This is a genomic window from Acidovorax sp. GW835-FHT14B10, assembly GCF_058793725.1.
In genome coordinates, this window is sequence record NZ_JBXAGC010000012.1 from 41,257 (window position 1) to 66,093 (window position 24,837).

Sequence of the window (24,837 nt, forward strand, 5' to 3'; positions counted from 1 at the left end):
AGGAGAACTCGCGTGAACCTGTCGCAGCGGCGCACCGCAAGTATTTCCCTTCGCTGCGCCTCCTTGGTGCTGGCAATGGGGCCGATGTTGCTGCCTGGCATGGCCACGGCGCAACAGGAAGATGCGCAGGCAGCAGCACGTCAACCCCGCCTGGTATTTGAGCCGCGGGTTTCGGTGCAACACACCATCACCAACAATGCCCGGCTGAATGCCACCGGCATCAGCGACCAGGTGACGGAGGTGAGTCCGGGGTTTCAGCTGATCAGCAACACGGCCCGTGTCCAAGGTTTTGTTGATTACTCGCTGCACGATACCTATTACGCACGGGAGTCAGGCTTCAATCAGATCCGGCACAGCCTGAATGCCCGCGCTGTCGTTGAGGCGATCGAGCAATGGGCTTTTATCGATGTGTCCGGCGTCGTCGCTTCACAGCCCATATCGGCTTTTGGTGCGCCTGTGGATGGCTCTCCCGCCAATCCCAACACGTCTCAAACGTCGAGTTTCCGCTTGTCGCCGTACCTGCGAGGCCGTCTCGGCTCCGCGGTGGATTACGAGGCGCGTTACAGCGTGCAAGACACGCAGACCAAGACAGGCAGTCGTTCGGATGTCACGGCGCAAGACTGGCTCTTGCATCTGGGCAACAGGGGAAGCGGGAAAATCCTGGGTTGGTCCGCAGATGCCACCCATCAGGTCGTCGATTATTCGCTCGGTCGGAGTATTGAAACCACGGCGCTGCGTGCGCGGGTGAGTTGGGCGGTGACGCCGCAATGGGTTCTCACAGGGATTGGTGGAGCCGAATCCACCAATCAGCTCTCGCCGACGCAGGAGTCTCACCGCATCTCGGGTTTTGGCGTCAACTGGCAGCCATCGGAGCGCTCGCGGCTGTCTTTTGAACGTGAGAGCCGCTACTTCGGCGAATCCCACAACGCTGCACTGGAGCACCGCACCGGGCGCACCGTCTGGCGCTACACCGACGTCAAGGCCATTTCCAACGGGTTGGGCGCGCAGTCGGCGTCGCTGGGGTCTCTGTTCGATCTGCTCGAGGGCTTCTACACCCCCTTGGAGCCTGACCCCATTCGGCGTACACAGCTCGTACTGGCAGAAATTGAACGCTTGGGCTTGCCTGCCAACGTCCAGGTGTTTCAGGATTTCCTCCGGTCATCGACCACGTTGCAGCGGGTGCAGCAACTTTCCCTGGCGCTGCTGGGTCGGCGCAGCACCATCACGCTGGCCGTTTCGCGTTCGGATACGCGTTCAATTGGCGGTGTGCTCCAGCTGGGCGATGATTTCGACGCCAGTTCTCGCATTCGCCAGCATGGCTGGAACCTGTGGCTTGCGCATCGTCTCACGCCCGATTCTTCGGTCCATGCGAATCTGGGAGTGCAGCGCAGTGAAGGCAGTTTGCCGGGGCTGGAAACCCGGGTGCGCTCACTCGTTTTGGGCTGGAATACGCTGTTGGCCCGCCGCACCAGTGGGGGACTCCAGATACGCCGCGTTGTGTCTGATGGCGTCACCAGTCCCTACAGCGAATCGGCCATCGTCGGAACGATCACACACCGGTTTTGATCCATGTATGAAGCGTTCTATGGTTTGAACAGCAAACCCTTCCAGCTCAATCCCGATCCTGGCTTCTATTTCAGTAGCAAGCAGCACCAGCGTGCACGCGCGTATTTGGAATATGGCGTGATGCGCTGCGAAGGGTTCATCGTGATCACGGGGGAGGTCGGGGCGGGCAAGACCACGATTGTCCGCGGTCTGATCGACAGCCTGGATCCTGAAACCGTTGTGGCGGCCCATCTGGTGAGTACGCAGCTGGGCGCCGAAGATACCCTGCGTTTGGTGGGTGCCGCTTTCGGGATCCATGTGCGGGGTGTCTCCAAAGCAGACCTGCTGCTGGCACTGGAGGCTTTTTTCGTCGCCCAGACGCTGCAAGGAAAACGATGCCTGCTGATCGTTGATGAAGCGCAGAACCTTCAGCCACAGGCGGTGGAAGAACTGCGCATGCTGTCGAATTTCCAAAACGGCCAGGACGCACTGCTGCAGACTTTTCTGGTGGGCCAGCCCGAGTTCCGCGAAATCCTGCAAAGCCCTGGCATGGTGCAATTGCGCCAGCGCGTGACTGCAACATGCCACCTGGGCCCCCTGGAGGCAGATGAAACCCGTGAGTACATCCAGCACCGCCTGAAATGTGCGGGCGCCAGCGACAAGCCCACCTTCGACCCTGCAATATTCGACGGCATCCACCGCTACACAGGCGGAATTCCGCGGCGCATCAATACCTTGTTTGACCGTATCCTGCTGCAGGGTTTCCTGACGGACCGGGCACACATTGATCTGGAACTGGTCGGCGAGATCATCCAAGAAGTCCAATCTGAAATGCTGGTTTCGTCCAAGGCCGCATATCCTTGGGAGATGCCATTGAGAACGGCGACCCGAAGCGCTGCACGCGAAGCACTGCTGGAGGGCGAACTGGAATTGGAGACCTTGGGGCTGGATCTGGAGAGTTCTCTGGCTGACCGCATGTCCCAGCAACTTGCGCACGTGACGGCCGAACAACTGAGTGCACATTTGTTGCGGATAGAGCGCAGCGTGTTGCGCCAGGAGCGCGTGATCCTGGAAATCTTGGTGAATCTGCAAAAGCTGGTGGTTGCAAGTCGGCATTCGCACTCAGACAGTGCCTCCAGCTAGAACCGGAAGTCCACCGCCATGCGCAGCACGCCCTCCATCACCAACGCGCTGACCATCGACGTTGAGGACTATTTTCAGGTGTCGGCTTTCGCGCCCTACATTGAACGCCGTGAATGGGACTTGCGTGAATGCCGGGTGGAGCGCAACGTGGATCGCATACTGGCCTTGCTGCAAGAGAACAACGCACATGCCACTTTCTTCACACTGGGCTGGATTGCCGAGCGGTATCCGGCTCTGGTGCGCCGCATCGTGGACAGTGGACATGAGCTGGCCAGCCATGGCTACGGCCATGAGCGTGTGAGTGATTTGTCCGAGGAGGCGTTCTTCCACGACATCCACCACGCCAAAGACCTGCTGGAAGATATTGCCGGTGTGCGTGTGCAGGGGTACCGTGCCCCCAGCTTTTCCATCGGCTCCGGCAATTTGTGGGCGCTAGACACGCTGCAGCGCGCGGGCTACCGCTACAGCTCCAGCATCTACCCCATCCGGCACGACCATTATGGAATGCCGGATGCACCGCGGTTTGCCTATCAGGTACGCGACGGATTGATGGAGGTGCCGCCGACCACCCTGCGCATTTTCCACCGTAACTTGCCTTCGAGCGGCGGAGGTTACTTTCGCCTCCTCCCCTATGCGTTGTCGCGCTGGATGCTGCGTGAGGTGCATCGCCAGGACCATTCACCGGCCGTTTTTTATTTTCATCCTTGGGAAGTGGATGTCGAACAGCCGCGTGTCCAGGGCATCAGTTTCAAGACCCACTTCAGACACTATGTGAACATCGGTCGCATGGAGCGGCGGCTGGGCCACCTGCTGCGGGACTTTCACTGGGGTCGCATGGACCATATTTTTCTTTCCCCGCAAGCGCAAGAGGTGCCCCTTGTCTGACGTTGCCGCCAGGCTCTCCATTGGCCGTCTGGACGTGCACAGCGCCGCCGACGCCGCACGTTGGGACGCGTTTGTGCTGGATTGTCCGCAAGCCACCTTTTTCCACCGCGCTGGCTGGCAGACGCTGATCCGCGAGGTGTTTCGCCACGACACCTACTTTCTCTATGCACAGGTCGGAGCAAGCATCCGGGGGATATTGCCGCTGGGGCATGTCAGGAGCCGCCTGTTCGGCAATGCTCTCACCAGCCTGCCTTTTTCTGTGTATGGAGGCGTTGTTGCGCTGGACGAGGAAGCCGCGGCTGCGCTGGAGCGGGAGGCCGAGCAACTGGCCCAGCGCCTGGGTGTGGACCACCTGGAGTTGCGCCATGTGCAGCGCCGACACACGGACTGGCCGCTGCAAGACCTGTACGTGACGTTTCGCAAGCCCATTGCACCGAAAGAAGAGGACAACTTGCTTGCCATCCCGCGCAAGCAACGCGCCATGGTGCGCAAAGGCATCAAGAATGGGTTGACGTCCCATATCGACACCACCGTAGATCGTTTTTTTTCGCTCTATGCGGACAATGTGCACCGCCATGGAACACCCGCCTTTTCCAAGGCCTACTTCAGTGGATTGCGTCGCGTTTTTGGGTCTGATTGCGAGGTGCTCACCATTTGCGCGCCCGATGGCCGCCCCATCAGCAGCGTGCTGAGCTTCTATTTCCGCGACGAGGTGCTGCCCTACTACGCCGGTGACGACGAGGCGGCCAGGGAACTGGCAGCCAACGATTTCAAATACTGGGAGCTGATGCGCCTGGCCTGCGCCCGGGGGCTGAGGGTGTTCGACTATGGGCGCAGCAAGCAGGGCACGGGTTCGTACGCGTTCAAGAAGAACTGGGGCTTTGAACCCACTCCGCTGCACTACGAATACCGGTTGTACAAGAGCGACAGCGTGCCCCAGAACAACCCCGCGAACGCAAAGTACCGCTGGCTGATCGCTGCCTGGCGGCGCATGCCGATTGGACTGGCCAACTGGCTCGGGCCCAAAATCGCGCGCAACCTTGGCTGAGCACCCCCCACGCATCACCGCCATGGGCAACATTCTCTACCTGGTGCACAGATTGCCGTACCCGCCCAACAAGGGTGACAAGGTGCGCTCGTACCACCTGCTGCGCCACTTGCAGCAGAACCACCGCGTTTTTCTGGGCACCTTCATCGACGACCCGGACGATGCGCAGCACCTGCCCGCACTGCGGGCCATGTGTCCAGACCTGCACGTGGAGCACATTCATTCACGCAGCGCCAAGGTCAAAAGCCTCCGTGGTCTCCTGGCGGGCGAGGCGCTCACGCTGGCCTACTACCGCAACGCCGGTATGCGGCGCTGGGTGGAGCAGACAACAGCGGGGCACGCGCTGCAGGCCAGCGTGGTGTTTTCCTCGGCCATGGCGCAGTATGCGCAGCCGCTGTTGCCGCAGGTGCCCATGCTGGTGGACTTTGTCGACGTGGACTCTGCCAAATGGACCCAGTACGCCCCCGCACACCGCTGGCCCCTGTCCACGCTGTACCGCATGGAGGGACGGCGCCTGCTTGCCTACGAGCGTGCGATGGCCATGCTGGCGCGTCGCTCGTACTTCGTGACGTCCAATGAAACCGCTTTGTTTTTGTCCCAGGCGCCGGAATGCAAGGGACGTGTGCAGTCCATGGGCAACGGGGTGGATGCGGATTTCTTCACGCCGGACCCCCGGCGGCCCAACCCCTTTCAGGCCAATGAACAGGCGGTGGTGTTCACCGGCGCCATGGATTACTGGCCCAACATTGACGGCGTCAGCTGGTTCGTGACCGACGTGCTGCCGCGGCTGCGCACGCGCTGGCCGCAGGTGCGCTTCTACATTGTTGGCCGCAGTCCCTCACCGCAAGTGCAGGCGCTGGCTGGTGGGCATGTGGTGGTCACCGGAACCGTACCGGATGTGCGGCCCTATTTGCAATACGCCAGTGCGGTGGTGGCGCCGTTGCGGGTTGCGCGTGGCATTCAAAACAAAATTCTGGAAGCCATGGCCATGCAAAGGCCCGTGGTCACGGTCAGCAGCTGTGCGGATGCCATCGGCGCCACCGCGGGGCAGGGGCTGCTGCGCGCAGACTCGCCAGAAGAATTTGTGCAGGCCTTGCAGCCGCTGCTGGAGTCCCCCTACAACGCCGTCGCACTCGGGCACCAGGCCCGCCGCTACGTGGCGCAGGAATGCAGCTGGCAGGCACATCTGAGTGGCATCGACCATTGCCTGGCCGGTATGCGTGCCCGGCATTCCCGCGACGTCGTCGCATGAGAGGCCGAACGTGACGGGCCGTACCCAACTCCTCCCCGGCCATTGGCGTCGGCCCTTGGCTGCGCTGGTATTGCTGCACGCAGTCATTCTGATCACCTACTGGCATTCGGCCTGGGGCATGGCGATGATCTGGGCGCGTTCCGACACCTACGCGCATGGTTTTGTAGTGCCCATCATCTCGCTATGGCTGGTGTGGCGCCAACGCGCGGTGCTCGCACCCATGGTTCCCCGCCCTGGGCGGTTGGCCTGGGTGCTGATGGCGGGCGCTGCGGCGCTCTGGCTGGCTGGTGATCTGGTGGCCGTGAATGCCGCCACGCAACTTGCGCTGGTAACGCTGATCGTGCTGTCCGTACCTGCAGTGTTCGGTTGGCGCGTAGCCAGAGCACTGGCTTTTCCTTTGGGTTTTCTTTTCTTTGCCGTGCCCATCGGGGATTTCCTGTTGCCACGCCTGATGGAGTGGACCGCCGACTTCACCGTGATGGCCCTGCGTGCGAGCGGAATTCCGGTCTACCGGGAAGGCCTGCAATTCATCATTCCCTCCGGAGCATGGTCGGTCGTGGAGGCGTGCAGCGGAATTCGCTACCTGATCGCTTCCGTGACCGTGGGCTGTCTGTTCGCGTACCTCAGCTACCAAGGGACGCGCAAGCGCATGGTGTTCATGGTGGTGGCCATCGTGGTTCCGCTGGTGGCCAATTGGGTGCGCGCTTATCTGATCGTGATGCTGGGGCACCTCTCGGGCAACACCGTCGCTACAGGGGTGGACCACCTCGTGTACGGGTGGTTGTTTTTCGGGATCGTGATCGGAGTGATGTTTCTCATCGGTGCGCGCTGGGTGGACCCAGCGCCATCCGCTTCTCAGGCAATGGTTCCCGTTGGCCGGGTTGAAGGAAGCCTCCCGAAAGGAACGCCGTGGCTTGCGTTGGTGCTCGCTTTTTCTGTGGTGCTGGCGCCGCATGGCCTGCTGGTCGCAATGGACCTGGGCACACAGACCAAGCCTGTTCAACTGGTCGCGCCTGTTGTGGCCGCCCCTTGGCATGCCACGGCGATGCCACCCAGCCACTGGCTGCCGGCTTTTGAACATGCCTCCGACACGCTGGACATGGGCCTGACCGATGGTCAGAACCAGCCGCTGGGACTGCATGTCAGCTATTACCGCCAGCAAGACTACCAGCGCAAGCTGGTCAGTTCAGAGAGTGTGCTGGTGAAGAGCCAGGACCCGGTCTGGGCGCGTGTGGCCAGTGGTTCTGTCAATGCGTGGCTTCAAGGCCGGACCCTGCGTGTGGAAAGTGCCGTGCTGCGCCAGCATGCGCCTGGCACGGTCGCCGATGCGCAGCGGCTGTTGGCTTGGCGCTTTTACTGGGTCCGCGGCACCTTCACCGCCAGCGACTATGCCGGCAAGATCCAGGGTGCTCTGGGGCGCATCAGCGGATGGGGCGATGACGGGGCCCATATCGTGATCTACACCCCCTTGTCGGATGCCAAGGAGTCCGAGATCGATGCTTCTGCACGCCTGCAGTCCTATCTGGACCGCCAGGGCGACGCGCTGGTGGTGGCGCTGGAGCAAACGCGAGGGCGCAGCTGACCATGTGCGGCATATCCGGTCTTTTCGATACCCAGGGTGTGCGCGCCTTCTCGCGCGACCTGATCGCACGGATCAACGATGTCCAGGCCCATCGCGGGCCCGACGAAGACGACGTGCACCTGGAGCCCGGTTTGGCTCTGGGCCATCGGCGCCTGTCCGTCATCGACCTGGCCACAGGCAAGCAGCCCTTGTTCAATGAAAACGGCACCGTGGGCATCGTCTTCAACGGCGAGATCTACAACTACCGTGAACTGATGACCGAGCTCAAGGCCCTGGGCCACCACTTCAGGACACGCAGCGACACCGAAGTGATCGTGCACGCCTGGCAAGCCTGGGGCGAAGCCTGTCTGCACCGGCTGCGGGGCATGTTCGCCTTTGCCCTGTGGGATCGCAACCAGCAAACCCTGTTTCTTGCGCGCGACCGCATGGGCGTCAAGCCCATGCACTACGCCTGGTTGCCCGACGGCAGTTTCATCTTTGGCTCAGAACTCAAAGTGCTCACCGCCCACCCGGGCTTTGTGCGCGCTATCGACCCGCTGGCGGTGGAAGACTATTTCTCGTTCGGCTACGTGCCCGATCCACGCTGCATTTACCGCAACGCCCATAAGCTGCCAGCGGCCCACTCCCTTGCGCTGCGCCGAGGCGACTCTGCCCAGGCCCAGCCGTTGCCCTATTGGGATGTTCGTTTCAGCAATGACAACCCTATTGGCCTCGACGACGCACAAGCCGAGCTGCGCGAGCGGGTGAAGGAGTCGGTGCGGCTGCGCATGATCGCTGATGTGCCTCTGGGGGCCTTCCTCTCCGGCGGGGTGGACTCCAGCGCCGTGGTGGCCACCATGGCCGGTCTTTCAGACACGCCGGTTCACACCTGCGCCATCGGTTTCGACGACCCGCGCTTCAACGAATCCGCCTTTGCCCAGCAGGTGGCGGACCGTTGCCACACCGACCACAAGCTCGAAGTCGTCAGCAGCGAAGACTTCGATCTCATCGACACGCTGGCAGGGCTCTACGATGAGCCTTTTGCCGACAGCTCGGCCATACCCACTTACCGCGTCTGCCAGATGGCGCGCAAGCACGTCACCGTAGCGCTGTCTGGCGACGGCGGGGACGAGAGTCTGGGCGGCTACCGGCGCTACCGCATGCACCAGGGCGAGGAGGCCGTGCGCAACTGCCTGCCGCACGGCTTGCGCCGTCCGCTGTTTGGCGCGCTGGGTCAGATGTACCCCAAGGCCGACTGGGCGCCGCGCCCGCTGCGCGCCAAGACCACCTTGCAGGCCTTGGCCATGGACACGGTGCAGGCCTACCACCACAGCATGTCGCACCTGCGGGCCGATCAGCGCCAGGCGCTGTTTTCGCCCGCATTCCAGCGCAGCCTGGGCGGTTACAGCGCGCTCGACGTGTTCCGCCAATACGCCCTGCAGGCCCAGACCGATGACCCGCTGGCCCTGGTCCAGTACCTGGACTACAAAACCTGGCTGGTCGGTGACATCAACACCAAGGTGGACCGTGCCAGCATGGCGCACTCGCTCGAAGTGCGCGAGCCCTTGATGGACCATCCACTCGTCGAATGGCTCGCCACGTTGCCCAGCGACTTGAAGATCCGGAACGGCGAGGGCAAATATGTGTTCAAGAAAGCCTTCGAGCCTTTGCTGCCGCACGACGTCCTGTACCGGCCCAAGATGGGGTTTTCGGTGCCATTGGCCAGTTGGCTGCGCGGCCCGCTGGCGCAACGCATGCAGGAGTCGGTGCTGAGCCCGCGCATGCTGGCATCGGGCTACTTCAATGCGGGCACGCTGCAGACCCTCATCCACCAACACCTGGGCGGGCATCACGACCATTCGACGGCCTTGTGGATGCTCATCATGTTTGATGCGTTTTTGCGGCAAGCGCTGGCGCCGGTCCGGTCCGTCGCGCATGCAGCCACCGCCGATGTGGTCGCGGCATGAGCAGCACACCGCGCCGCCGGCGCATCGTTCATGTGGTGTACAGCTTCGGTGTGGGGGGGCTGGAAAACGTCATCGTTCAGCTGATCAACCGCCTGCCTGCGGAACGGTTTGAACACGTGGTGCTGTCACTCACCACTATCGGTGATTTCAAGCACCGCATCACCCAGCCCGGTGTGCGCTTCATTGAACTGCGCAAGCCACCGGGCCATGCCGTGCCGCTCTATCCGCGCATTTACCATCTGCTGCGTGAACTCCAACCCGACGTGGTGCACACCTGCAACCTCGCCGCACTGGAGATCACTCCGCTGGCCTGGTTGGCCCGCGTGCCGCTGCGCATCCATGCCGAGCATGGCTGGGATGCGCACGACCCCCAGGGGCACAACATGCGCTATCAGCGCCTGCGCAGGCTGTACCAGCCCTTCGTCAGCCATTACGTGGCGGTGTCGAAAGACCTGGATGCATACCTGGCACGGGCCATCCGCGTGCCCACCCGCCGCCGTTCGCTCATTGCCAATGGGGTGGATACCCAAACGTTTGCACCACCCCACCCTGGGGTGGCGCAATCCGTGCCCGGTTGCCCCTTTGTCCCCGGTCAACACTGGATGGTGGGCACGGTGGGGCGTTTGCAAACGGTCAAAAACCAGCCCTTGCTGGCCCGCGCTTTCGTGACACTGCTGGAAACCCACCCAGAAGCCAGATCACGCATGCGCCTGGTCGTGGTGGGGGCGGGGCCATTGCGGGCGGAAGTGGAGGCGGTGCTTGCTGCCGCCCATGTCCAGCATCTGGCGTGGTTGGCAGGCGCACGGGATGATGTGGCCGACATCTTGCGCATGCTGGGCTGTTTTGTGCTGCCTTCCCAGGCCGAAGGAATGTCCTGCACGCTGCAGGAAGCCATGGCCAGCGGTTTGCCTGTGGTGGCGACAGCGGTGGGTGGTACGCCCGATGTGGTGGAAGACGGCGTGACCGGACTGCTTGTTCCTTCTGACGATGCCAACGCCATGGCGAACGCTCTGTGGAGTGTTTACACCAACGCGGCCAGGGCACGCTTATTTGGCCAGGCAGCACGTCGGCAGGCATTGAAAAAATTGGGCATTGATGCGATGGTGCATTCCTACCAGCGACTCTTTTCCGGTCAGCACTTGGGTGAGCCGGTACCCAGCGCTCCGGGGCATTCCGCAGAGTCATGAGAATCCTCTACCACCACCGCACCGCTTCGAAAGATGGACAAACCGTCCACATCGAAGAAATGATTGAAGCCCTGCGCAGCCAAGGGCACGAAGTGCGCGTGGTGGCGCCGGGGGCGCCCGAGGCCCCTTCGGATGTGCCAGCGCAGGGTGTGGGCCACATGGGGCGCGACATGGATTGGGTGCATCGCCTCAAGACCTTGCTACCGAAGGCCGCCTACGAGGGGATGGAACTGGTCTACAACCTGGTGGCCTATCGCCAACTGATGGCCGCCGCACGCGCATTTCAGCCGCACGTGATTTACGAGCGGTACAACCTGTTTCTGCTGGCAGGCCTGCTGGTCAAAAAGCGCTTGGGTATTCCGCTGCTGCTGGAGGTGAATTCTCCCCTGGTGCTGGAGCGCTCGCAGCACAGCGGAGGGCTGGCTCTGCGCCGACTTGCGCGCTGGGCGGAGGGAACCGCATGGCGCGGCGCAGATGCCGTGCTGCCTGTCACGCAGGTGCTGGCCGATCATGTGCGTGGGTATGGTGTGCCCGGCGATCGCATCCATGTGATACCCAACGGCATCAACCGCGCACACTTCGCCGACGCGCCCACGCCCGATGTGGCCAAGGGCCGCCTGGGTCTGCAGGGCAAGGTGGTGTTGGGCTTCACCGGATTTGTGCGCGACTGGCATGGCGTGGACCGCATCATCGACTGGATGGCGTCGCCCCAGGCGCCGCAAGAAACGCATTTGCTGGTGGTTGGCGACGGACCGGTGCGTGCGGAGCTGGAGGCGCAGGCAAAGCGACTGGGTCTGGCCGGGCGTGTGACATTCACCGGGGTGATCCACCGCGAACAGGTGCCCGCCCATGTGGCCGCTTTCGACGTGGCGCTGCAACCCGCCGTCACGCCGTATGCCTCACCTTTGAAGCTGATGGAATACCTGGTGCTGGGCAAGGCGGTAGTGGCACCCGCCACGCCGAATCTGCTGGAAGTGCTGACCAACAACCTCAACGCCCTCATGTTCGAGCCAACCCAGCCGGGCGCACTGGAGGGCGCACTGACGCGGCTGTGCACCGACGCACCGCTGCGGCAGCGCCTGGCGCAAGGTGCCGCGGACACCATCGACCGGCTGAACCTGACATGGGTCGGCAACGCACGGCGGGTCACCGCACTGGCGGAGGCTGGCGCATGAAAGTCTTGCTGTTCTCCACGCTATACCCCAGCACGGTGCGGCCCATCCATGGCATCTTTGTGGAAACGCGCTTGCGCGAACTGCTCCAGACCGGTGAAGTACAGGCCAAGGTGGTGGCGCCGGTTCCGTGGTTCCCATTAAAGGCCCAGCGCTTTGGCGAGTACGCCCAGTTCGCCGCCACGCCCCGCCAAGAGCAGCGCAACGGCGTGGAGGTGCATCACCCGCGCTACCTGCTGCTGCCCAAGGTGGGCATGAACCTCGCGCCTTACGCCATGGCCCTGGGAGCTTTGTCCACCATCCGCCGCCTGCAGCGCCAGGGCTTTGACTTTGACCTCATCGACGCCCACTACTACTACCCCGACGGCGTGGCCGCAGGCCTGCTGGCCCGCTGGCTGGGCAAGCCTTTTGTGGTGACAGCGCGCGGCACCGATCTGAACCTCATTGCGCAATACCCGTTCCCGCGCAAGCGCATCCTGCAAACGGCCGAGCAGGCCAGCGCCTCGATTGGTGTATGCCAGGCGCTGATGGACACCCTGGGCGAACTGGGTGCCGACCGCGCCAAGCTGCACACCCTGCGCAATGGGGTGGACCTGGAGCGCTTCGTGCCCGAAGACCGCACCGAGGCCCGCCAGCGCCTGGGCCTACCGGTGGACGGGCACTACCTGCTCTCGGTAGGCCACCTGATCGAGCGAAAAGGCCACCATGTGGCCATCGAGGCCCTGCTTCACTTGCCCGGGGTCACGCTGCTGATTGTTGGCGCTGGCCCGCAAGAGGGTGCGCTGAAGGCCCTGGCCCAGCGCCTGGGCGTGGCCGAGCGTGTGCACTGGGCCGGCGTGGTGCCGCAAACCGAGCTGAAATGGTGGTACAGCGCGGCCGACGTGCTGGCCCTGTGCAGCAGCCGCGAAGGTTGGGCCAACGTGCTGCTGGAGGCCATGGCCTGCGGCACGCCGGTAATCGCCACCAACATCTGGGGCACGCCCGAGGTGGTGGGCAAGCCGGCGGCTGGCGTACTCATGGCCCGTCGCGATGTCCCGGCGCTGGCCGCAGCGTGGATGCAACTGCACACCCAGCCGCCCACGCGGGTAGAAACCCGCGCCCACGCCCAGACTTTCTCGTGGGACGCTACCACGCAGGGCCAATTGCAGCTTTTCCGACGGGTGGTCGATGCAGCGGTCTGAAATGCCATCCATCAACGCCCAAGAACGCTTGCTGGCGTGGGCGCTGGTGCTGGTGTGCGTCGCGCTCCTGTTTGCGCAGGCACCTCACGGCGGCGACTTTTATTGGAGCGATTCGCCGCGCCACGCCCTCAACGGCGTGTTCGTCATGGACCTTGCCAAAGCCATGCCCTTCGACGACCCGGCGGGCTATGCCTATCGCTATTACGCCCAGTATCCGGCGCTCACCATTCTTTTCTACCCCCCGCTGTTCTATGCCATCAGCGCGCCGTTCTATGCAGTGCTCGGGGTGTCGCACGAAACGGCACTGCTGGTGGTGGCACTGCACTATCTGGCGCTCGGCCTGGGCTGCTGGCGCCTGGCACGGTTCTGGCTGCCTGCGACACCATCGCTGGCGTTCGCTGCGCTTGTGCTCTGGCTGCCCGAGGTGGCCTTTTGGGGCCGGCAGGTGATGCTGGAGGTGCCCGCCTTTGCCTTTCTGGTGTGGAGCGCCGTGGCCGTGGTGGCCTACCTGCGCGGCGCGCCGCCCAGGTGGCTGTACCTTGGGGCTGCCCTGCTGGTGCTGGGCATGTACACCAAGATCAGCGTGGCCTACATGGGCGTGGTCTACGCTGCGCTCATCGTGCAGCGCGACGGTTGGGCCATGCTGCGCAACCGTCATCACTGGTGGGTGGCCACCCTGGCATTGGTGGGCTTGCTGCCCCTGGCCGTGCTCACCCTCCAGTTTGGCCAGGCAAATCTGCAGTCGGTCACCGGTGTGGCCGATGCCGTGGCCTCGCGTACCAGCTGGCAAGGCTGGGTGTGGTACCTGCAGCAGATCCCATCGCAGGCAGGGTGGCCGCTGACGGCACTGGGCCTGGCCGGCGCCGTCATGGCCGCATGGCGGCGCATGCCCGGCCTGGGATTCTGGTGGCTGGGTTTCGGGGTAGGGTACCTGTTCTTCTCGTCCATCGACCTGAAGGAAGCCCGCCACAGTGTTTTCCTGCTGCCCTCGGTGGCCTTTTTTGCCGTGCTCCTGCTGCACACGCTGGTGCCACCCCGTGTGGGCCATGGGGCGGTGGCCGCATTGGCCTTGCTGGTATTGGCCACCGCCGGCCTGACCGTGGGGACGCGCCCCGTTTTCTATGTGCAGGGCTATGCCCAGGCAGCCGCCGAGGTGGCCCGGCTTGCTCCGCGAGACAGCACGGTCATGTTTTCGGGCTATCGCGACGGCTCGTTTGTATTCAACATGCGCGCACTGGAGAGCCGGCGCGACCTGCATGTCATGCGGGCCGACAAGCTGCTGCTGGGCGTGGCCGTGCGGCGGGAGCTGGGGGTGGAACAAAAAGGCCTGACCGAAGCCGAGATTGCCGAGGCCGTCAACGCCCACGGTGTGCACTACGTGGTGATGCAGCCCGGCTTCTGGGCCGATCTGGAAGCCATGCAGCGCTTTGAGCGCGTGATGTCCAGCGAACAGTTTGAAGAGGTGGCGCGCATACCCACCCCGGCCAACCACAAGGCGCACGAGACAGAGTTGGTGATCTACCGGAACAAGGGGGCGGTGATGCCCCGCCGGCAGGGCACCGACATCGAACTGAAAATCATCAACCGGCGCATACCGGCCGACTGAGCGCAATATTGGGAGGCTGTTCGTGGAAGCACTTATTCTGTTGATAGACATGGGCGTCATGCTGTATCTGTGCTGGCGCCTGTTCAAGGGCGAGGACAAGGCCGAAACCGACCTGGGTTTTTTGCGATTTGACCAGCACGACGGGCAGCGCTGAGCTACCCAATGCCCTCCATGGTGACGACACATGCGTGATCTGGCTTTTGCCCTGATGTTGCTGGCCGCGCTGCCGCTGGCGCTGGCGCGTCCGTTCAATGCCTACCTGCTTTGGGGGTGGACGGGCTTGCTCGCGCCCACCACTTACTTTTACGGCTGGATGGTGGGCAACCGGGTCAATTTTGTGTGTGCGGTGCTGACCCTGGTGTTGCTGGCGCTTGGGCGGGTGCCCTGGCGCGACTACCAGTTCAACAAGGTGACGTGGCTCTACTTGTGGCTGGCGGCCCATGCCACTCTGGCTTTTTTGCTGGCCTACGCTGGCAACCCCTACAACGACCAGTACTTTGAGTTCTTCATCAAGGGCTTGCTGTTCTGCCTGGTCATGCCATTCTTCGTGCGTGAACGCGTGCATTTCCACGCCATCCTCATCGTCATTGCCTTGGGCCTGGGGGTTCACGGCGTGCTCAATGGCCTGAAAACGGTGGCGTCGGGCGGTGGGCACAACATGCTGGGTCCCGCAGGGACCATGCTGGCAGACCGCAACCATCTGTCCACCGGGCTCGCGCTGGTGTTGCCAGTTCTTTTTTACCTGCAGAGCTACACCGTCAATCGTCTCATCCGTCTGGGTTATCTGGGCGCATTCTGCGTGGTGGTGCTCGCCATTCTGGGCGGCGGGTCGCGCGCCGGCTTCATTGCGGTCTCGGTCGTAGGGTTGTGGCTCATCCTCACTTCCCGGCGCAAGGGCATGGCGCTGGTGCTGGTGGTGGGCGCTGTGCTGGCTTTCCTGGCATTTGCACCCGAAGACATCACCAGCCGCCTGTCCTCCATCAAAGAGGCTGACGAAGACAGCTCGTTCATGGGCCGCGTGATCGCCTGGAAGATCAGCTCTGCCATTGCCTTGGAGAACCCGGTTTTTGGTGGCGGGTTTCATGCCGTCCAGGTCCAGGCGATCTGGGACCGATTCAAAATGTCCCCGGGCTTGCTCGGTTTTCTGAACCTGCCCGTTCCGGAGTTTTCCGCCAAGGCGGCCCACAGCATCTACTTTGAGGTAATGGGTGACATCGGTCTGGTGGGTTTGGGGCTCTTTCTGTTCATTTTGTTGCGTGCGCTCTGGAGCCGGCAGGCCATCAAACGGATGACGATCCAGCTTGGCGCACCCTACCAATGGGCACGAGACATGGCCGATATGCTCATGCTGGCGGTGCTGGCCTACATGGTGGGCGGAGCATCTGTCAGCCTGGGCTACCTGGAGGTCATTTACATGGTCGTGATGCTCATGGAACTGCTGCGCGTGCACGTGGCACGTGCACTGGCGGCGGTTGCGCGCGAGTCAACAGCTCTTGGCTCAAGGGAGAAATCGTGATCTCCCGACTTGTCCTGCAATCCTTGTCCAAAGACAAGCTATCGGTGTTTCTGTTTCACAAGGTGCCTCAGCAATGCGACCCGCTGGTGCCGGCCGATGTGAACATGGCGCGGTTTGAGCAGCTGCTGGACCAGACCTTTTCCAAACTGAATGTGCTGCCGCTGGAAGAGGCCATTGGGCGCCTGCAGTCCGGCACCCTGCCACGGCGAGCCGCCTGTATCACCTTTGACGACGGCTACCCCGACTGGCTGGCGGGCGTTGCCCTGGCCTTGCGCCGGCGCAAGCTGCACGCCACCTTCTTCATCACCTCGGGCCAGTTTGATGGCGTACCGCTGTGGCACGAGCGCATCCTGGCGGCGGTGCGCCGCCTGCCCGGACCGGCACTTGACCTGGGCATTCCCTTCTTGCCGGCGCAGCCGGTGGCCAGCACCGACGACCGGCGCCGCCAGGTGCAACGGCTGGAACAAGAGCTGAAGTACCTTACGCTCTATCGCCGCGAACAGATCCTGCAGCAACTGGAGGCTACCGCTGGCGTACAGGCCACTGCGGTGCCTGTGATGACCGAGGTGCAACTGCGCGACCTGCACAGCCAGGGTTTTGGCATTGGCGCACACACCGCGCTGCATCCCATCCTTGACTATTGCAACCCTGCAGAGGTTGAGCGCGAAATTGGCGGCACCCGCGAGCGCCTTCAGGCCATCGTGCGCGGGCCGGTGAATGGTTTCGCCTATCCCAATGGCCGGCCCTATGCAGACTTTTCGCGCCTGCATGTGGACGCGGTGAAGCGCGCCGGTTACCGCTATGCCGTCACCACCCACTGGGGCGTGGCCGACGCCAGCACCTCGCCCTACCAGATTCCCCGTTTCACTCCTTGGGCAGAGCGCGATTGGCATGTGACCTTCCAACTGGTGCGCAACCTGATGACAGAGCCGATGCAGGTGCCGGAGGTGGCCGCATGAGTGTTGCCAGCACCATCAAAGACGCGGTTCGCACCGTGCTGTATCGCTCTGGCGTGCTGGGCGAATGGCACAGGCGCCGCAACAAGCATACGCTCACGGTGCTGATGTTTCACCGGGTGCTGCCGGCCGGTTCGGACGCGCTGGCGCAATCCGAGCGGGAGTTTGCATTCAGCGTGGAGGGCTTCGGGCGGACGCTGGATTTCGTGGCTCGCCATTACCAGGTTGTCAACTTCGCCCAGGTCAAGGCCGCCATCGACGGCCAGGGAAAGCTGCCCGAGTGTCCGTTGCTGATCACCTTTGACGACGGCTGGCGTGACACCATTGAGTTCGCCATGCCCGAGTTGAAGAAGCGCGGGCTGCCGGCGCTCCTGTTCCTGGCCACCGAGGTGATGGCCCTGGAGCAGCCCCGCTGGTGGCAAGACGCGGCAGTGGCCGTGCTGGCCAACCCGCAAACCGCACGCAAGCTGCTGCAAGCGCTGGGCATGCCGGCGGATGCATCCACCCAACCCGGCTACAGCCAGCAGGTGGCCGCCAAGCTGGCGGGCATGCCAGAGGCACAGCGCTGCCAGGTGATCCAGCAGGCAGACCCCCGCGTGCTGCAAGAAATTACCGATCGGCAAATGGTGAGCGCTGACGATCTGCGCCAATGGACCGACAACGGCTTTGACCTGGGAGGCCATGGCCATTCGCATTCACCCATCGCCTACGCCCGCGACCCCCGGGTCGAGGTGTTTGATTGCAGAAGCCACCTGCGCGCCCTGGGGTTGAAAGACCTCTCGCTGTCTTATCCGCACGGCGTGAAGAACGACGCTTCTCGTGAGTTGTTGAAGGACGCCGGGTTCGAGGTGGTGTTCGACAGCAACCCCTGCCTGGCGAATGTAGCCAAACTGCCGCGCCTGCGCTTCGACGTGCCCCGTATCCACTTGCCGGAAAACGCGTGGACGACCCGCAACGGGCGAATCGACTTTGCTCGCCTGGCCATGTTCTTGTTCTTCCGACCGGTGCAGGGGCTTGTTCACGCATGAGCCGCCACCACCTTCGCATTCAGCGTAAGCCCTTCGAGGCACTCACACCTGCCGAGCGCTCTGGCTGGGCTCAGTTGCTCATCCAAAGCACCACCTCGCGCTGGGCCTTCCTGTCGCCCACGTATGCCGAGGCAGTGCATGAAACGCTCGGGTCAGTGGACGTGCTGCTGTGTTGGCAGGCCGATGAGCTGGTGGGCGTGATGCCCTTGCAACGAGTTGCTGGCTGGCTTGGGCGACTGGGCATGCGCGAACCCGTGGGCCGCCACATGACCGATTACTTCGGCTTGCTGGCGCGTCCAGACGTTACGCTTGATTGGGGCCAGCTTCTGCGACAAGCCCGTGTGCCCTGTCTGTATTTCACCCACCTGGACGAGAGCCAGGCGATACATGGACTAACTGGCGACAGCACCAGAAAAGGGCTTCGCACGCGCATCCACCCCGATGGTGGCGAAGCTCATTGGGAATGGTTGCGTACCCAAGACAAAAAGCTGGTGAGCGACACCGAGCGACGTGAGCGCAAGCTGGTGGCCGAGCACGGCCCTATCCGGTTTGAGATGCAATCCAGCACGCCTGAACAAGACCTCGGCTGCCTGGTGGCCTTGAAGAACTCTCAGTACAGGCGCACTGGCCATGACGGTGGTGCGCTGCTTGACCCGGTGAATGCGCGCCTGCTGGCGCAACTTCTAAAAGCCGAATCCCCCAATTGCCATCCCCTGCTCAGCGTGTTGCATTGCGGGGACCAATGGGTGGCCGGGCATTTCGGGCTGCAGTGCGGGCCGCTCTTGCACTACTGGTTTCCCGTGTACGACAACCGCTATTCGGCCTATTCACCCGGGCGAATCCTGTACCGCTATGTTCTGCTGGGGGCACGGGAAGAAGGCATTGCCTGTATCGACAGGGGAGAGGGCGACAGTGCCGCTAAGCGGGACTTCGCGAATGAAGAGCATCACTTCTTCAAGGGCCTTGTGGCAACGGGACTGCGTGGTCGAGTGCTGGATGCAAGCCAGCGTTTGCACTGGTGTTTGGCAAGCTGATCAGGCGCTTGGTTCTTTGGTGTACCCTGGCCAAAACGACAAGGTGATGTAGGCGAGGCAACGGAGTGGGCGGTGTCCCTTTTTCAAGGCCTGCCAGAAAGCAGCCCTGGCAACCGTTCGGTCGCCATGCCAATAGTGCGAATAGGCGTGATCAAAATAAACGCTGCCCAGGCGTTCATCAAATGCCTTGTGTGAAAGCCCAAGGCCACCCTGGGTGACCAAGCCCCAGCGCATCGACGCTGCCTTCAGTAAGTTGGCCAGATGGTTGTCTGAGGAGAGCCGATGCATGGCGCTGGCCGAGTGGATGCGGTAGAGCGCCACTGCTCCATCAAGCGAATGCATCTCGGCAACTCGCGAAGCCCGCAACCAGAAATCGTAATCCTCGCCTTGCCGCATGGATTCGTTGAACCCACCAATGGCCTCATATACCGGGCGCCGCGCCACGGCAGTGTTCATGCCCACCAGTAAGCCATTCAGCAGCCGGGTGTACAGCCAGCCCGAGCGTTCTTCTTCGGTCTTGCTCAGCTGGGATACGTCCTGGATCAGCGAGCTAGCCGGAGCAAACCCGCCACCAGGCAATGCGGGCCAGCGAATGAATTTACCGAACACCACGCCCACGTCAGGGTGCGCATCAAAGTAGCGCACCTGTGCCTCCAGCTTGCCGGGGAACCACACGTCATCGGCATCCAGAAAGGCAATGAACTCTCCTCGTGACTGTGCCATGCCCACGTTGCGTGCCCGCGAGACGCCGGTTCCCGTGAGGTGGATCACTCGGACGCGTTGGTCTGGAGGGGCGTAGCGGTCGTAGTCGTCGTCTGTGGAGCCGTCGTCAATGAGCAGCAACTCCAGGGCGGTGAACGACTGCTGCAGCACGCTGTCCAGTGCTTCCTGGATGTAGTCCTTGCCATTGCGCACAGGGATGATGACGGAGACGCGGGGGTGTTTCATGGCAGTAAAGAGGTGGGGCACCATCTTGTCAGGCGACATCCAGGTTTGTGTGACCGATCACCAGCCGAAAGTCGCTGCTTGGCGATTTGGGCTGCAGCGTGTTTCGAGCCGGTTGTGTGCTCATGTGTTGCCGCGCGTTCGGTGCAGCAGAGCTTGCTGCAGCCGTTTCAACTCGTCTGCCATGGGAAGAGACAACAGAAAGCAGCCGGCCAGGAAAGACACCGAGGCACCCATGCCGACGATGGCTATGGCGGCCCATGCCGGCGTGTCCACGGGCAACGCTTCGCGAATGCCGAAGCAGACCGTACCGACCAGTGCCGCTTGCAGCAGCAGCGGCAAGGTGCTCTTGGCCCAATCGGCCCATGGCAGTTGCAGGTCGCGCTGATGAATCCACAGCTGGTAGGGGATGCTCACCAGTTGGCCCATCGCTATGGCCAGCGCAAAGGTGTTGAGCGTGCCATCCATCAGCCACAGCGCACACGTGACCTTGGCCACCACCAGCAAGGCGGTGGGGCCGATGGCGGCATAGGGCTTGCCTACCCCCATGAGGGCGGGTGCGCTCAGTGTGAACAGGCTGCTTACCGCGTAGGCCAGGCACAACCAGGGGATGGCAGGCACGGCGTCTAACCAGGCGTTGCCGTACAGGAAGCTCACGATGTCGCGTGCCAGCACCGCGATGGCTACCAAGGCCGGCAACATCAGGGCATTGATGAGAGAGGTGGCCCGCAGGTACTCCCCAGCCACCGGTCCATTGGCGTGATGAACCTTGGCCAGGTAGGGCAGGGCGAAGTAGTTCACGGTGGGCAGCAGGGCTGTGCTCACCATGTTCACGGTGGAGTTGGCCCGGCTGAACAAGCCCACATCGGCCGGCGTCATCTTGCGGCCAAGCAAGATATCGGGCAAGGCATTGTCGGCAGCCTTGAGCAGAGCAGTGAGCAAGTTGCCCAGGCCGAAGTGCACGATGCCTTTGCTCTGGCCAAAGGCCGGCAGCCAGGGCAGCGGCCGACCCAAGGCCCAACGCGCCATGGCGCCGGTGACGATGATGTTGATCAGGTTGGCCCAGGCCATGGTCATGGGGCCGAAGCCTGCCAGCGCAAGAAGCACTGACGAGACGAAGAAGATCAACGTTGCGACCGCTGTGATGCGAGACCACTTTTCTACTGCCATCTCTCGCGTGATGATGGCAAGCGGAATAGATCCGAACGGAATAAACACGAACCCGAGTGCTAGCACCTGTACCACATGGGCCACCCGCGTCTCACGGAAGAACTCTGCCCAATACGGTGCGCTCAAGAACATGGCGCAGGCTACGCTCCAAGAGGTAACCAGCAACACCCCGAGCGCATTGCGCAGATGTTCAGGGGTGAGATCTTTTTCTCGCTTGATGAAGGCTGTGACCCCAAAATCACGGAACACATGCGCCACGGCCATAAGCACCGCGCTCATGGAAAAGATACCAATGTCTTGCGGGCTCAACAGGCGGGCCAGTACGATGGTCAGCACAAAGTTGGCGACCAGGGCCAGGTTGCTGACGACGAACTGAAGGGCGACTTTTTGGCGGACTGAGGACACGTGAAGGCTTTATTTTGAGGTGCCGACTGGCGTGCGCGAGGCGGGTAGGTCTCAAGCAAGTTGACTCGGCGGTATCCACCTCGTACTGCTGCGCGAAAGCCGATAGTGCTTCAAGTCTAAGCCTCGTGTATGCGTCTTATCACGAACAATTCTCTGTTCTTCTACTAAATTTTGCACAACATGTTTGCTTACTGAGTAAAGTGGTGACAACCGGGGCGACGTAGGGACGCATTTCTCATTTTCGTAGCCTCGAAGGTTTTCTTGGTCGCAGGCGCAATGCTGAAGCCGAAATCGCCGCAGCCTTGGGGGGCGCAGATCTGGGAGATGTGAATGATGAAAAACCAACAACATAAGACCTCTTCATGAAGGGCTCTCAAATGTGGTGTCTCGGGCTGTGGTAGCGAACCATCTTGGGCGTTTGAAGGGTTTGCACTCCCTCTCCCTCCCCGGTCCACGCCCATTCCCGACGCAATCTCCGGAGGGCCCCCATAATTTGTCGCCGTTGGATTTCTTGGTTATCTGATTGATATCGAATCAAAGGGTGAAATAACCAAATGGTCTCAAGAGGTGTCTGTGCATACAATTAATCACACTTTGCAGCGCTTTCTGTTAGGTGTAAGACACCGTCTGAGTAGTCGGTTTTTAATATTCGGATGCGTGTTTCTGGCGCTGCTGGCCTTCTATCATTCCTATGCAATGACTCCATTGGAGCGTAGTTATGATACCTTCTTTGATTTGGATCAGGAAATACAAATTAAGAGATGGTTGCCGCCGTGGGAGTTGTTTGTCACCGAACTTGATTACCATGCAGAATTTTTGTTTCGCCATTCGAGTGGATATTGCCCTAGGCTGATCCTGCGGCCCCTCGTAAGCCTCTTTGGTCCCGATTTGGCGATGGCGGTATTTTTGGTGACGATTGGTGTCGCTAATTTGTACTTGGTTTGGAAAATATGTTGTCGCCTACAGTCGGATATCGGTCCAAAAGTCATCTTGTTTTTGGTAACGACATTGAGCGGGGCTTTTATTTTTGCGAACCTGACGCTAGATAAGTTTACGCTCAGTCTTCCGCTTCAGCTTGCCATTGTTAATCAGTATATCAAGGAGCCAGAGGGGGGCGTCCTGGAGATTCGTCATGCTGGCGGCAATCGCGGCAATCGCGACAATGGTCACGGTAACCAATACTGGTTTGTATCTTGTAATATGGCTTGTTCGAATTGGATTGCAGGGACGCAAGATGCTTGGTGCGGAAAATCTAAGGGAAACGATTTTTCTTTTTGTCTTCCTTGGGGTTCTGATATTTTTGCGCTATTTAATCTGGTTGTTTCCGCTGCAGATCGATCTTTTGAATGGGGCTCGGAGAACTTACTGGGTTCTGGTTGACAATATCAAGAGCGACTTATCTCGGTATCTGCTCACTTTTCTTGTTTGCAGTGGTGAGCCCCCGGTCTACGAATTAATTGAAATTTCCTCCGAATCTTTTATTTACGATTTTCAATCACCAAATTACTCATTGGTGGGCTACTTGGCTGCTGTGTTGTGGGTGTTGATCTTGTTTGTTGGGATTGTTTTTTCCATTATGAGGCGAGATCCCTATGGATTGGTAGGTGTCTTGGTATTTTTGTATTTTATTCTTCTGCACTATGGATTCCATAGCAAAGGGAGTGTGTTTCTTTTTGTGCTTCAATTTTCGCCCGCTGTTGTGTTGATAGTCTCTTGCGCCATCCGGGAAGTTACGCCAAAACTGGGGGGTATTGTTGGTTTCTTTCGCGGCTTTAATAATGATGGTTGTCAACGGGTTGGGTGTTTATGCGCATGTCACCGGCGAGCGAATGGCGGAATTAATGCCTTCGGCACACATCTTAAACAAGAGTCTTTGCTATCAATGTGTGCTGGGCCGCAATCTTTTTGGAATTTTTAACGAATTTGAACTTCGTAATTGTATCGGCAAATGAGTCAGTTCCGATTGTGCATGGGAGATTTGATTGCGTTAAGTGCTGGCATTGCAGTCTGGCGAACAGTGGTGCGACAATTTCCTGCTATTGCAAAACGGGTGTCGTGATTTTTGAAAATTGCGTGAGGTGTATTGATGGATAGTCGCCGGTTAAAGGTGGTTTTGATAGCTTCCGAGGATTGGCTTCCGGGAATCCGGTCGCACGTTCATGGTAGTCGTCCTGATCCAGTTGCTTTGTATCGACTTTTGGCGGAGCGGTACGGCATTGATGTCGAGATCATCGATCCGTTCTTGTCTAGCAAGTTGCCACTGCTTAGACGCCATATGGTGTATAGAGGAATTGATCCATTTCGTGCCCTGAAGATTTTGCTGCTCCGCCGAGATGTTGATTTGGTGCTTTCTGTTTTTGAGAGTTCGGTCGCTGTGATGACCTTGTTGCGCCAACTCATGCACTACAAGCCAAAACTTGCAATTTGGGATGTAATTCCCGATGAAGTATGGAGGCCGAGAAAATGGCTCCAGAACATTGCGTTTCCAAGGGTGGATAGTTTGTTGGTGCTCTCGGAGAATCAGATTAATTATTTGGGTAAGCGCTGGGGCATCGGCGAGCGGGCGACTCCAGTTTGGCAAGAGATTGATACCGAGTTTTACCAGCCGCAGAACTTTAATATAGATGGCCCTATTCTGGCGATTGGTGATGACCATGGTCGTGATTGGCCTACCCTGATCGGGGCCCTTGCGCCACTCGATGTAGAGGTGATTGTCAAAACAAGGGCCAAGCTGGAGGTGCCGAGCAATGCACGCATGAGGCTCAAGCAGATCTCGTCGAGAATGAGCTTTCCAGAGCTCCGTGAGCTTTATGCCAAGGCCAGCCTAGTGGTCATTCCACTTTCTGAAACCCTTAACGTCAGCGGCGTGGGCAGCATTCTGGAGTCAATGGCGATGGGAAAGCCCTTGGTGATTAGCGATAACCCGCCCATACGCGATTATCTGGATCCGGGGCGAACTGCTGAGGTGGTTCCGGTTGGTGATGCCGTGAAACTGCGACAAGCGGTGTTGGCGCTCAAGGCCGCCCCAGAGCGGATGCGAACCATGGGCAGTTTGGCTCGCGCCAGAGCTGTTGAGTTGTATTCGGCCGAACCATATGCCATGCGCTTTGCTGCTGCATTGCGGTCAACGTGTGCCTCTTCATCCTCACATTCCAAGCCATGACTCTGGTGCAAAGTGAGAGTTGATATTTTTGCTAATTTATATCTTTTAATTTCTATTTTGCAAGGAGCTTTTG

The 24,837-nt window shown here is 60.7% G+C and carries 21 protein-coding genes; 18 read left to right on the forward strand and 3 right to left on the reverse strand.

All coding sequences use genetic code 11. From position 1 onward, the window contains the following. Positions 1-12: 12 nt before the first annotated feature. From AC1Q5S_RS11050 to AC1Q5S_RS11125, 16 genes are read left to right on the forward strand one after another with little or no spacing between them, the layout of a single operon-like run. On the forward strand, positions 13-1,566 hold the full coding sequence (locus AC1Q5S_RS11050; protein ID WP_492238859.1) for a TIGR03016 family PEP-CTERM system-associated outer membrane protein: 1,554 nt from the start codon (positions 13-15) through the stop codon (positions 1,564-1,566). Between the two features lie 3 nt (positions 1,567-1,569). Next, on the forward strand, positions 1,570-2,688 hold the full coding sequence (locus AC1Q5S_RS11055; RefSeq protein WP_492238860.1) for an XrtA/PEP-CTERM system-associated ATPase: 1,119 nt from the start codon (positions 1,570-1,572) through the stop codon (positions 2,686-2,688). 18 nt (positions 2,689-2,706) lie between these two features. Then, entirely contained in the window at positions 2,707-3,573 is an 867-nt protein-coding gene (locus AC1Q5S_RS11060) for an XrtA system polysaccharide deacetylase (RefSeq protein ID WP_492238861.1), read from the forward strand. Then, on the forward strand, positions 3,566-4,621 hold the full coding sequence (locus tag AC1Q5S_RS11065) for a FemAB family XrtA/PEP-CTERM system-associated protein (protein WP_492238862.1): 1,056 nt from the start codon (positions 3,566-3,568) through the stop codon (positions 4,619-4,621). Before AC1Q5S_RS11060 ends, AC1Q5S_RS11065 begins: the two co-directional genes overlap by 8 nt. Positions 4,622-4,643: 22 nt before the next feature. Continuing rightward, complete coding sequence (locus AC1Q5S_RS11070; protein WP_422203882.1) at positions 4,644-5,873, forward strand: TIGR03087 family PEP-CTERM/XrtA system glycosyltransferase; 1,230 nt, start codon at positions 4,644-4,646, stop codon at positions 5,871-5,873. Positions 5,874-5,883: 10 nt separating this feature from the next. Then, complete coding sequence (gene xrtA / locus AC1Q5S_RS11075; protein ID WP_422203884.1) at positions 5,884-7,455, forward strand: exosortase A; 1,572 nt, start codon at positions 5,884-5,886, stop codon at positions 7,453-7,455. Between the two features lie 2 nt (positions 7,456-7,457). Continuing rightward, positions 7,458-9,401 (forward strand): XrtA/PEP-CTERM system amidotransferase, encoded by a 1,944-nt coding sequence (locus AC1Q5S_RS11080; RefSeq protein WP_492238863.1) that lies wholly within the window; start codon positions 7,458-7,460, stop codon positions 9,399-9,401. Continuing rightward, a complete protein-coding gene (locus AC1Q5S_RS11085; protein ID WP_492238864.1) occupies positions 9,398-10,588 on the forward strand; it encodes a TIGR03088 family PEP-CTERM/XrtA system glycosyltransferase in 1,191 nt (396 codons plus the stop codon). The genes AC1Q5S_RS11080 and AC1Q5S_RS11085 overlap by 4 nt, the downstream gene beginning before the upstream one ends. Then, positions 10,585-11,763, forward strand: a complete 1,179-nt coding sequence (locus tag AC1Q5S_RS11090) for a glycosyltransferase family 4 protein (RefSeq protein ID WP_492238865.1) — start codon at positions 10,585-10,587, stop codon at positions 11,761-11,763. The genes AC1Q5S_RS11085 and AC1Q5S_RS11090 overlap by 4 nt, the downstream gene beginning before the upstream one ends. After that, the gene (locus tag AC1Q5S_RS11095) at positions 11,760-12,941 is read left to right on the forward strand and encodes a glycosyltransferase family 4 protein (RefSeq protein ID WP_492238866.1); all 1,182 of its coding nucleotides are present in this window, start codon (positions 11,760-11,762) and stop codon (positions 12,939-12,941) included. The genes AC1Q5S_RS11090 and AC1Q5S_RS11095 overlap by 4 nt, the downstream gene beginning before the upstream one ends. 1 nt (position 12,942) lies before the next feature. After that, positions 12,943-14,547, forward strand: a complete 1,605-nt coding sequence (locus tag AC1Q5S_RS11100; protein ID WP_492238867.1) for an ArnT family glycosyltransferase — start codon at positions 12,943-12,945, stop codon at positions 14,545-14,547. Positions 14,548-14,569: 22 nt separating this feature from the next. Further along, positions 14,570-14,701: a hypothetical protein gene (locus AC1Q5S_RS11105; RefSeq protein ID WP_492238868.1), complete on the forward strand. Its 132-nt coding sequence runs from the start codon at positions 14,570-14,572 to the stop codon at positions 14,699-14,701. Positions 14,702-14,731: 30 nt separating this feature from the next. After that, entirely contained in the window at positions 14,732-16,063 is a 1,332-nt protein-coding gene (locus AC1Q5S_RS11110; protein ID WP_492238869.1) for a putative O-glycosylation ligase, exosortase A system-associated, read from the forward strand. After that, positions 16,060-17,022 (forward strand): polysaccharide deacetylase family protein, encoded by a 963-nt coding sequence (locus AC1Q5S_RS11115; protein WP_492238870.1) that lies wholly within the window; start codon positions 16,060-16,062, stop codon positions 17,020-17,022. Before AC1Q5S_RS11110 ends, AC1Q5S_RS11115 begins: the two co-directional genes overlap by 4 nt. Next, the gene (locus tag AC1Q5S_RS11120; RefSeq protein ID WP_492238871.1) at positions 17,019-18,047 is read left to right on the forward strand and encodes a polysaccharide deacetylase family protein; all 1,029 of its coding nucleotides are present in this window, start codon (positions 17,019-17,021) and stop codon (positions 18,045-18,047) included. Before AC1Q5S_RS11115 ends, AC1Q5S_RS11120 begins: the two co-directional genes overlap by 4 nt. Continuing rightward, positions 18,044-19,081: a GNAT family N-acetyltransferase gene (locus AC1Q5S_RS11125; RefSeq protein WP_492238872.1), complete on the forward strand. Its 1,038-nt coding sequence runs from the start codon at positions 18,044-18,046 to the stop codon at positions 19,079-19,081. Before AC1Q5S_RS11120 ends, AC1Q5S_RS11125 begins: the two co-directional genes overlap by 4 nt. Here the strand turns inward: AC1Q5S_RS11125 and AC1Q5S_RS11130 are convergent, their stop codons facing one another. Beyond that, the gene (locus AC1Q5S_RS11130; protein WP_492238873.1) at positions 19,082-20,029 is read right to left on the reverse strand and encodes a glycosyltransferase family A protein; all 948 of its coding nucleotides are present in this window, start codon (positions 20,027-20,029) and stop codon (positions 19,082-19,084) included. It lies immediately after the preceding gene. A gap of 120 nt (positions 20,030-20,149) precedes the next feature. Further along, positions 20,150-21,601: an oligosaccharide flippase family protein gene (locus AC1Q5S_RS11135; protein WP_492238874.1), complete on the reverse strand. Its 1,452-nt coding sequence runs from the start codon at positions 21,599-21,601 to the stop codon at positions 20,150-20,152. A 594-nt stretch (positions 21,602-22,195) separates the two neighbouring features. Here AC1Q5S_RS11135 and AC1Q5S_RS11140 point away from each other — a divergent pair. After that, positions 22,196-22,981 carry a hypothetical protein gene (locus tag AC1Q5S_RS11140; RefSeq protein WP_492238875.1) on the forward strand — a complete coding sequence of 262 codons (786 nt, stop codon included), beginning with the start codon at positions 22,196-22,198 and terminating at the stop codon, positions 22,979-22,981. Positions 22,982-23,108: 127 nt separating this feature from the next. Here the strand turns inward: AC1Q5S_RS11140 and AC1Q5S_RS11145 are convergent, their stop codons facing one another. Continuing rightward, complete coding sequence (locus AC1Q5S_RS11145; protein ID WP_492238876.1) at positions 23,109-23,393, reverse strand: hypothetical protein; 285 nt, start codon at positions 23,391-23,393, stop codon at positions 23,109-23,111. Positions 23,394-23,687: 294 nt separating this feature from the next. Between AC1Q5S_RS11145 and AC1Q5S_RS11150 the strand changes: the two genes are divergently transcribed. Continuing rightward, positions 23,688-24,764, forward strand: coding sequence for a glycosyltransferase family 4 protein (locus tag AC1Q5S_RS11150; RefSeq protein ID WP_492238877.1), 1,077 nt, complete (start codon positions 23,688-23,690; stop codon positions 24,762-24,764). Positions 24,765-24,837 lie beyond the last annotated feature (73 nt).

Excerpts from the sequence above, each read along its gene's own strand:
- AC1Q5S_RS11055 (WP_492238860.1), top strand. The coding sequence starts at position 1,570 with ATGTATGAAGCGTTCTATGGTTTGAACAGCAAACCCTTCCAGCTCAAT.
- AC1Q5S_RS11060 (WP_492238861.1), top strand. The coding sequence starts at position 2,707 with ATGCGCAGCACGCCCTCCATCACCAACGCGCTGACCATCGACGTTGAG.
- AC1Q5S_RS11070 (WP_422203882.1), top strand. The coding sequence starts at position 4,644 with ATGGGCAACATTCTCTACCTGGTGCACAGATTGCCGTACCCGCCCAAC.
- AC1Q5S_RS11080 (WP_492238863.1), top strand. The coding sequence starts at position 7,458 with ATGTGCGGCATATCCGGTCTTTTCGATACCCAGGGTGTGCGCGCCTTC.
- AC1Q5S_RS11085 (WP_492238864.1), top strand. The coding sequence starts at position 9,398 with ATGAGCAGCACACCGCGCCGCCGGCGCATCGTTCATGTGGTGTACAGC.
- AC1Q5S_RS11090 (WP_492238865.1), top strand. The coding sequence starts at position 10,585 with ATGAGAATCCTCTACCACCACCGCACCGCTTCGAAAGATGGACAAACC.
- AC1Q5S_RS11095 (WP_492238866.1), top strand. The coding sequence starts at position 11,760 with ATGAAAGTCTTGCTGTTCTCCACGCTATACCCCAGCACGGTGCGGCCC.
- AC1Q5S_RS11100 (WP_492238867.1), top strand. The coding sequence starts at position 12,943 with ATGCCATCCATCAACGCCCAAGAACGCTTGCTGGCGTGGGCGCTGGTG.
- AC1Q5S_RS11110 (WP_492238869.1), top strand. The coding sequence starts at position 14,732 with ATGCGTGATCTGGCTTTTGCCCTGATGTTGCTGGCCGCGCTGCCGCTG.
- AC1Q5S_RS11120 (WP_492238871.1), top strand. The coding sequence starts at position 17,019 with ATGAGTGTTGCCAGCACCATCAAAGACGCGGTTCGCACCGTGCTGTAT.
- AC1Q5S_RS11125 (WP_492238872.1), top strand. The coding sequence starts at position 18,044 with ATGAGCCGCCACCACCTTCGCATTCAGCGTAAGCCCTTCGAGGCACTC.
- AC1Q5S_RS11130 (WP_492238873.1), bottom strand. The coding sequence starts at position 20,029 with ATGAAACACCCCCGCGTCTCCGTCATCATCCCTGTGCGCAATGGCAAG.
- AC1Q5S_RS11150 (WP_492238877.1), top strand. The coding sequence starts at position 23,688 with ATGGATAGTCGCCGGTTAAAGGTGGTTTTGATAGCTTCCGAGGATTGG.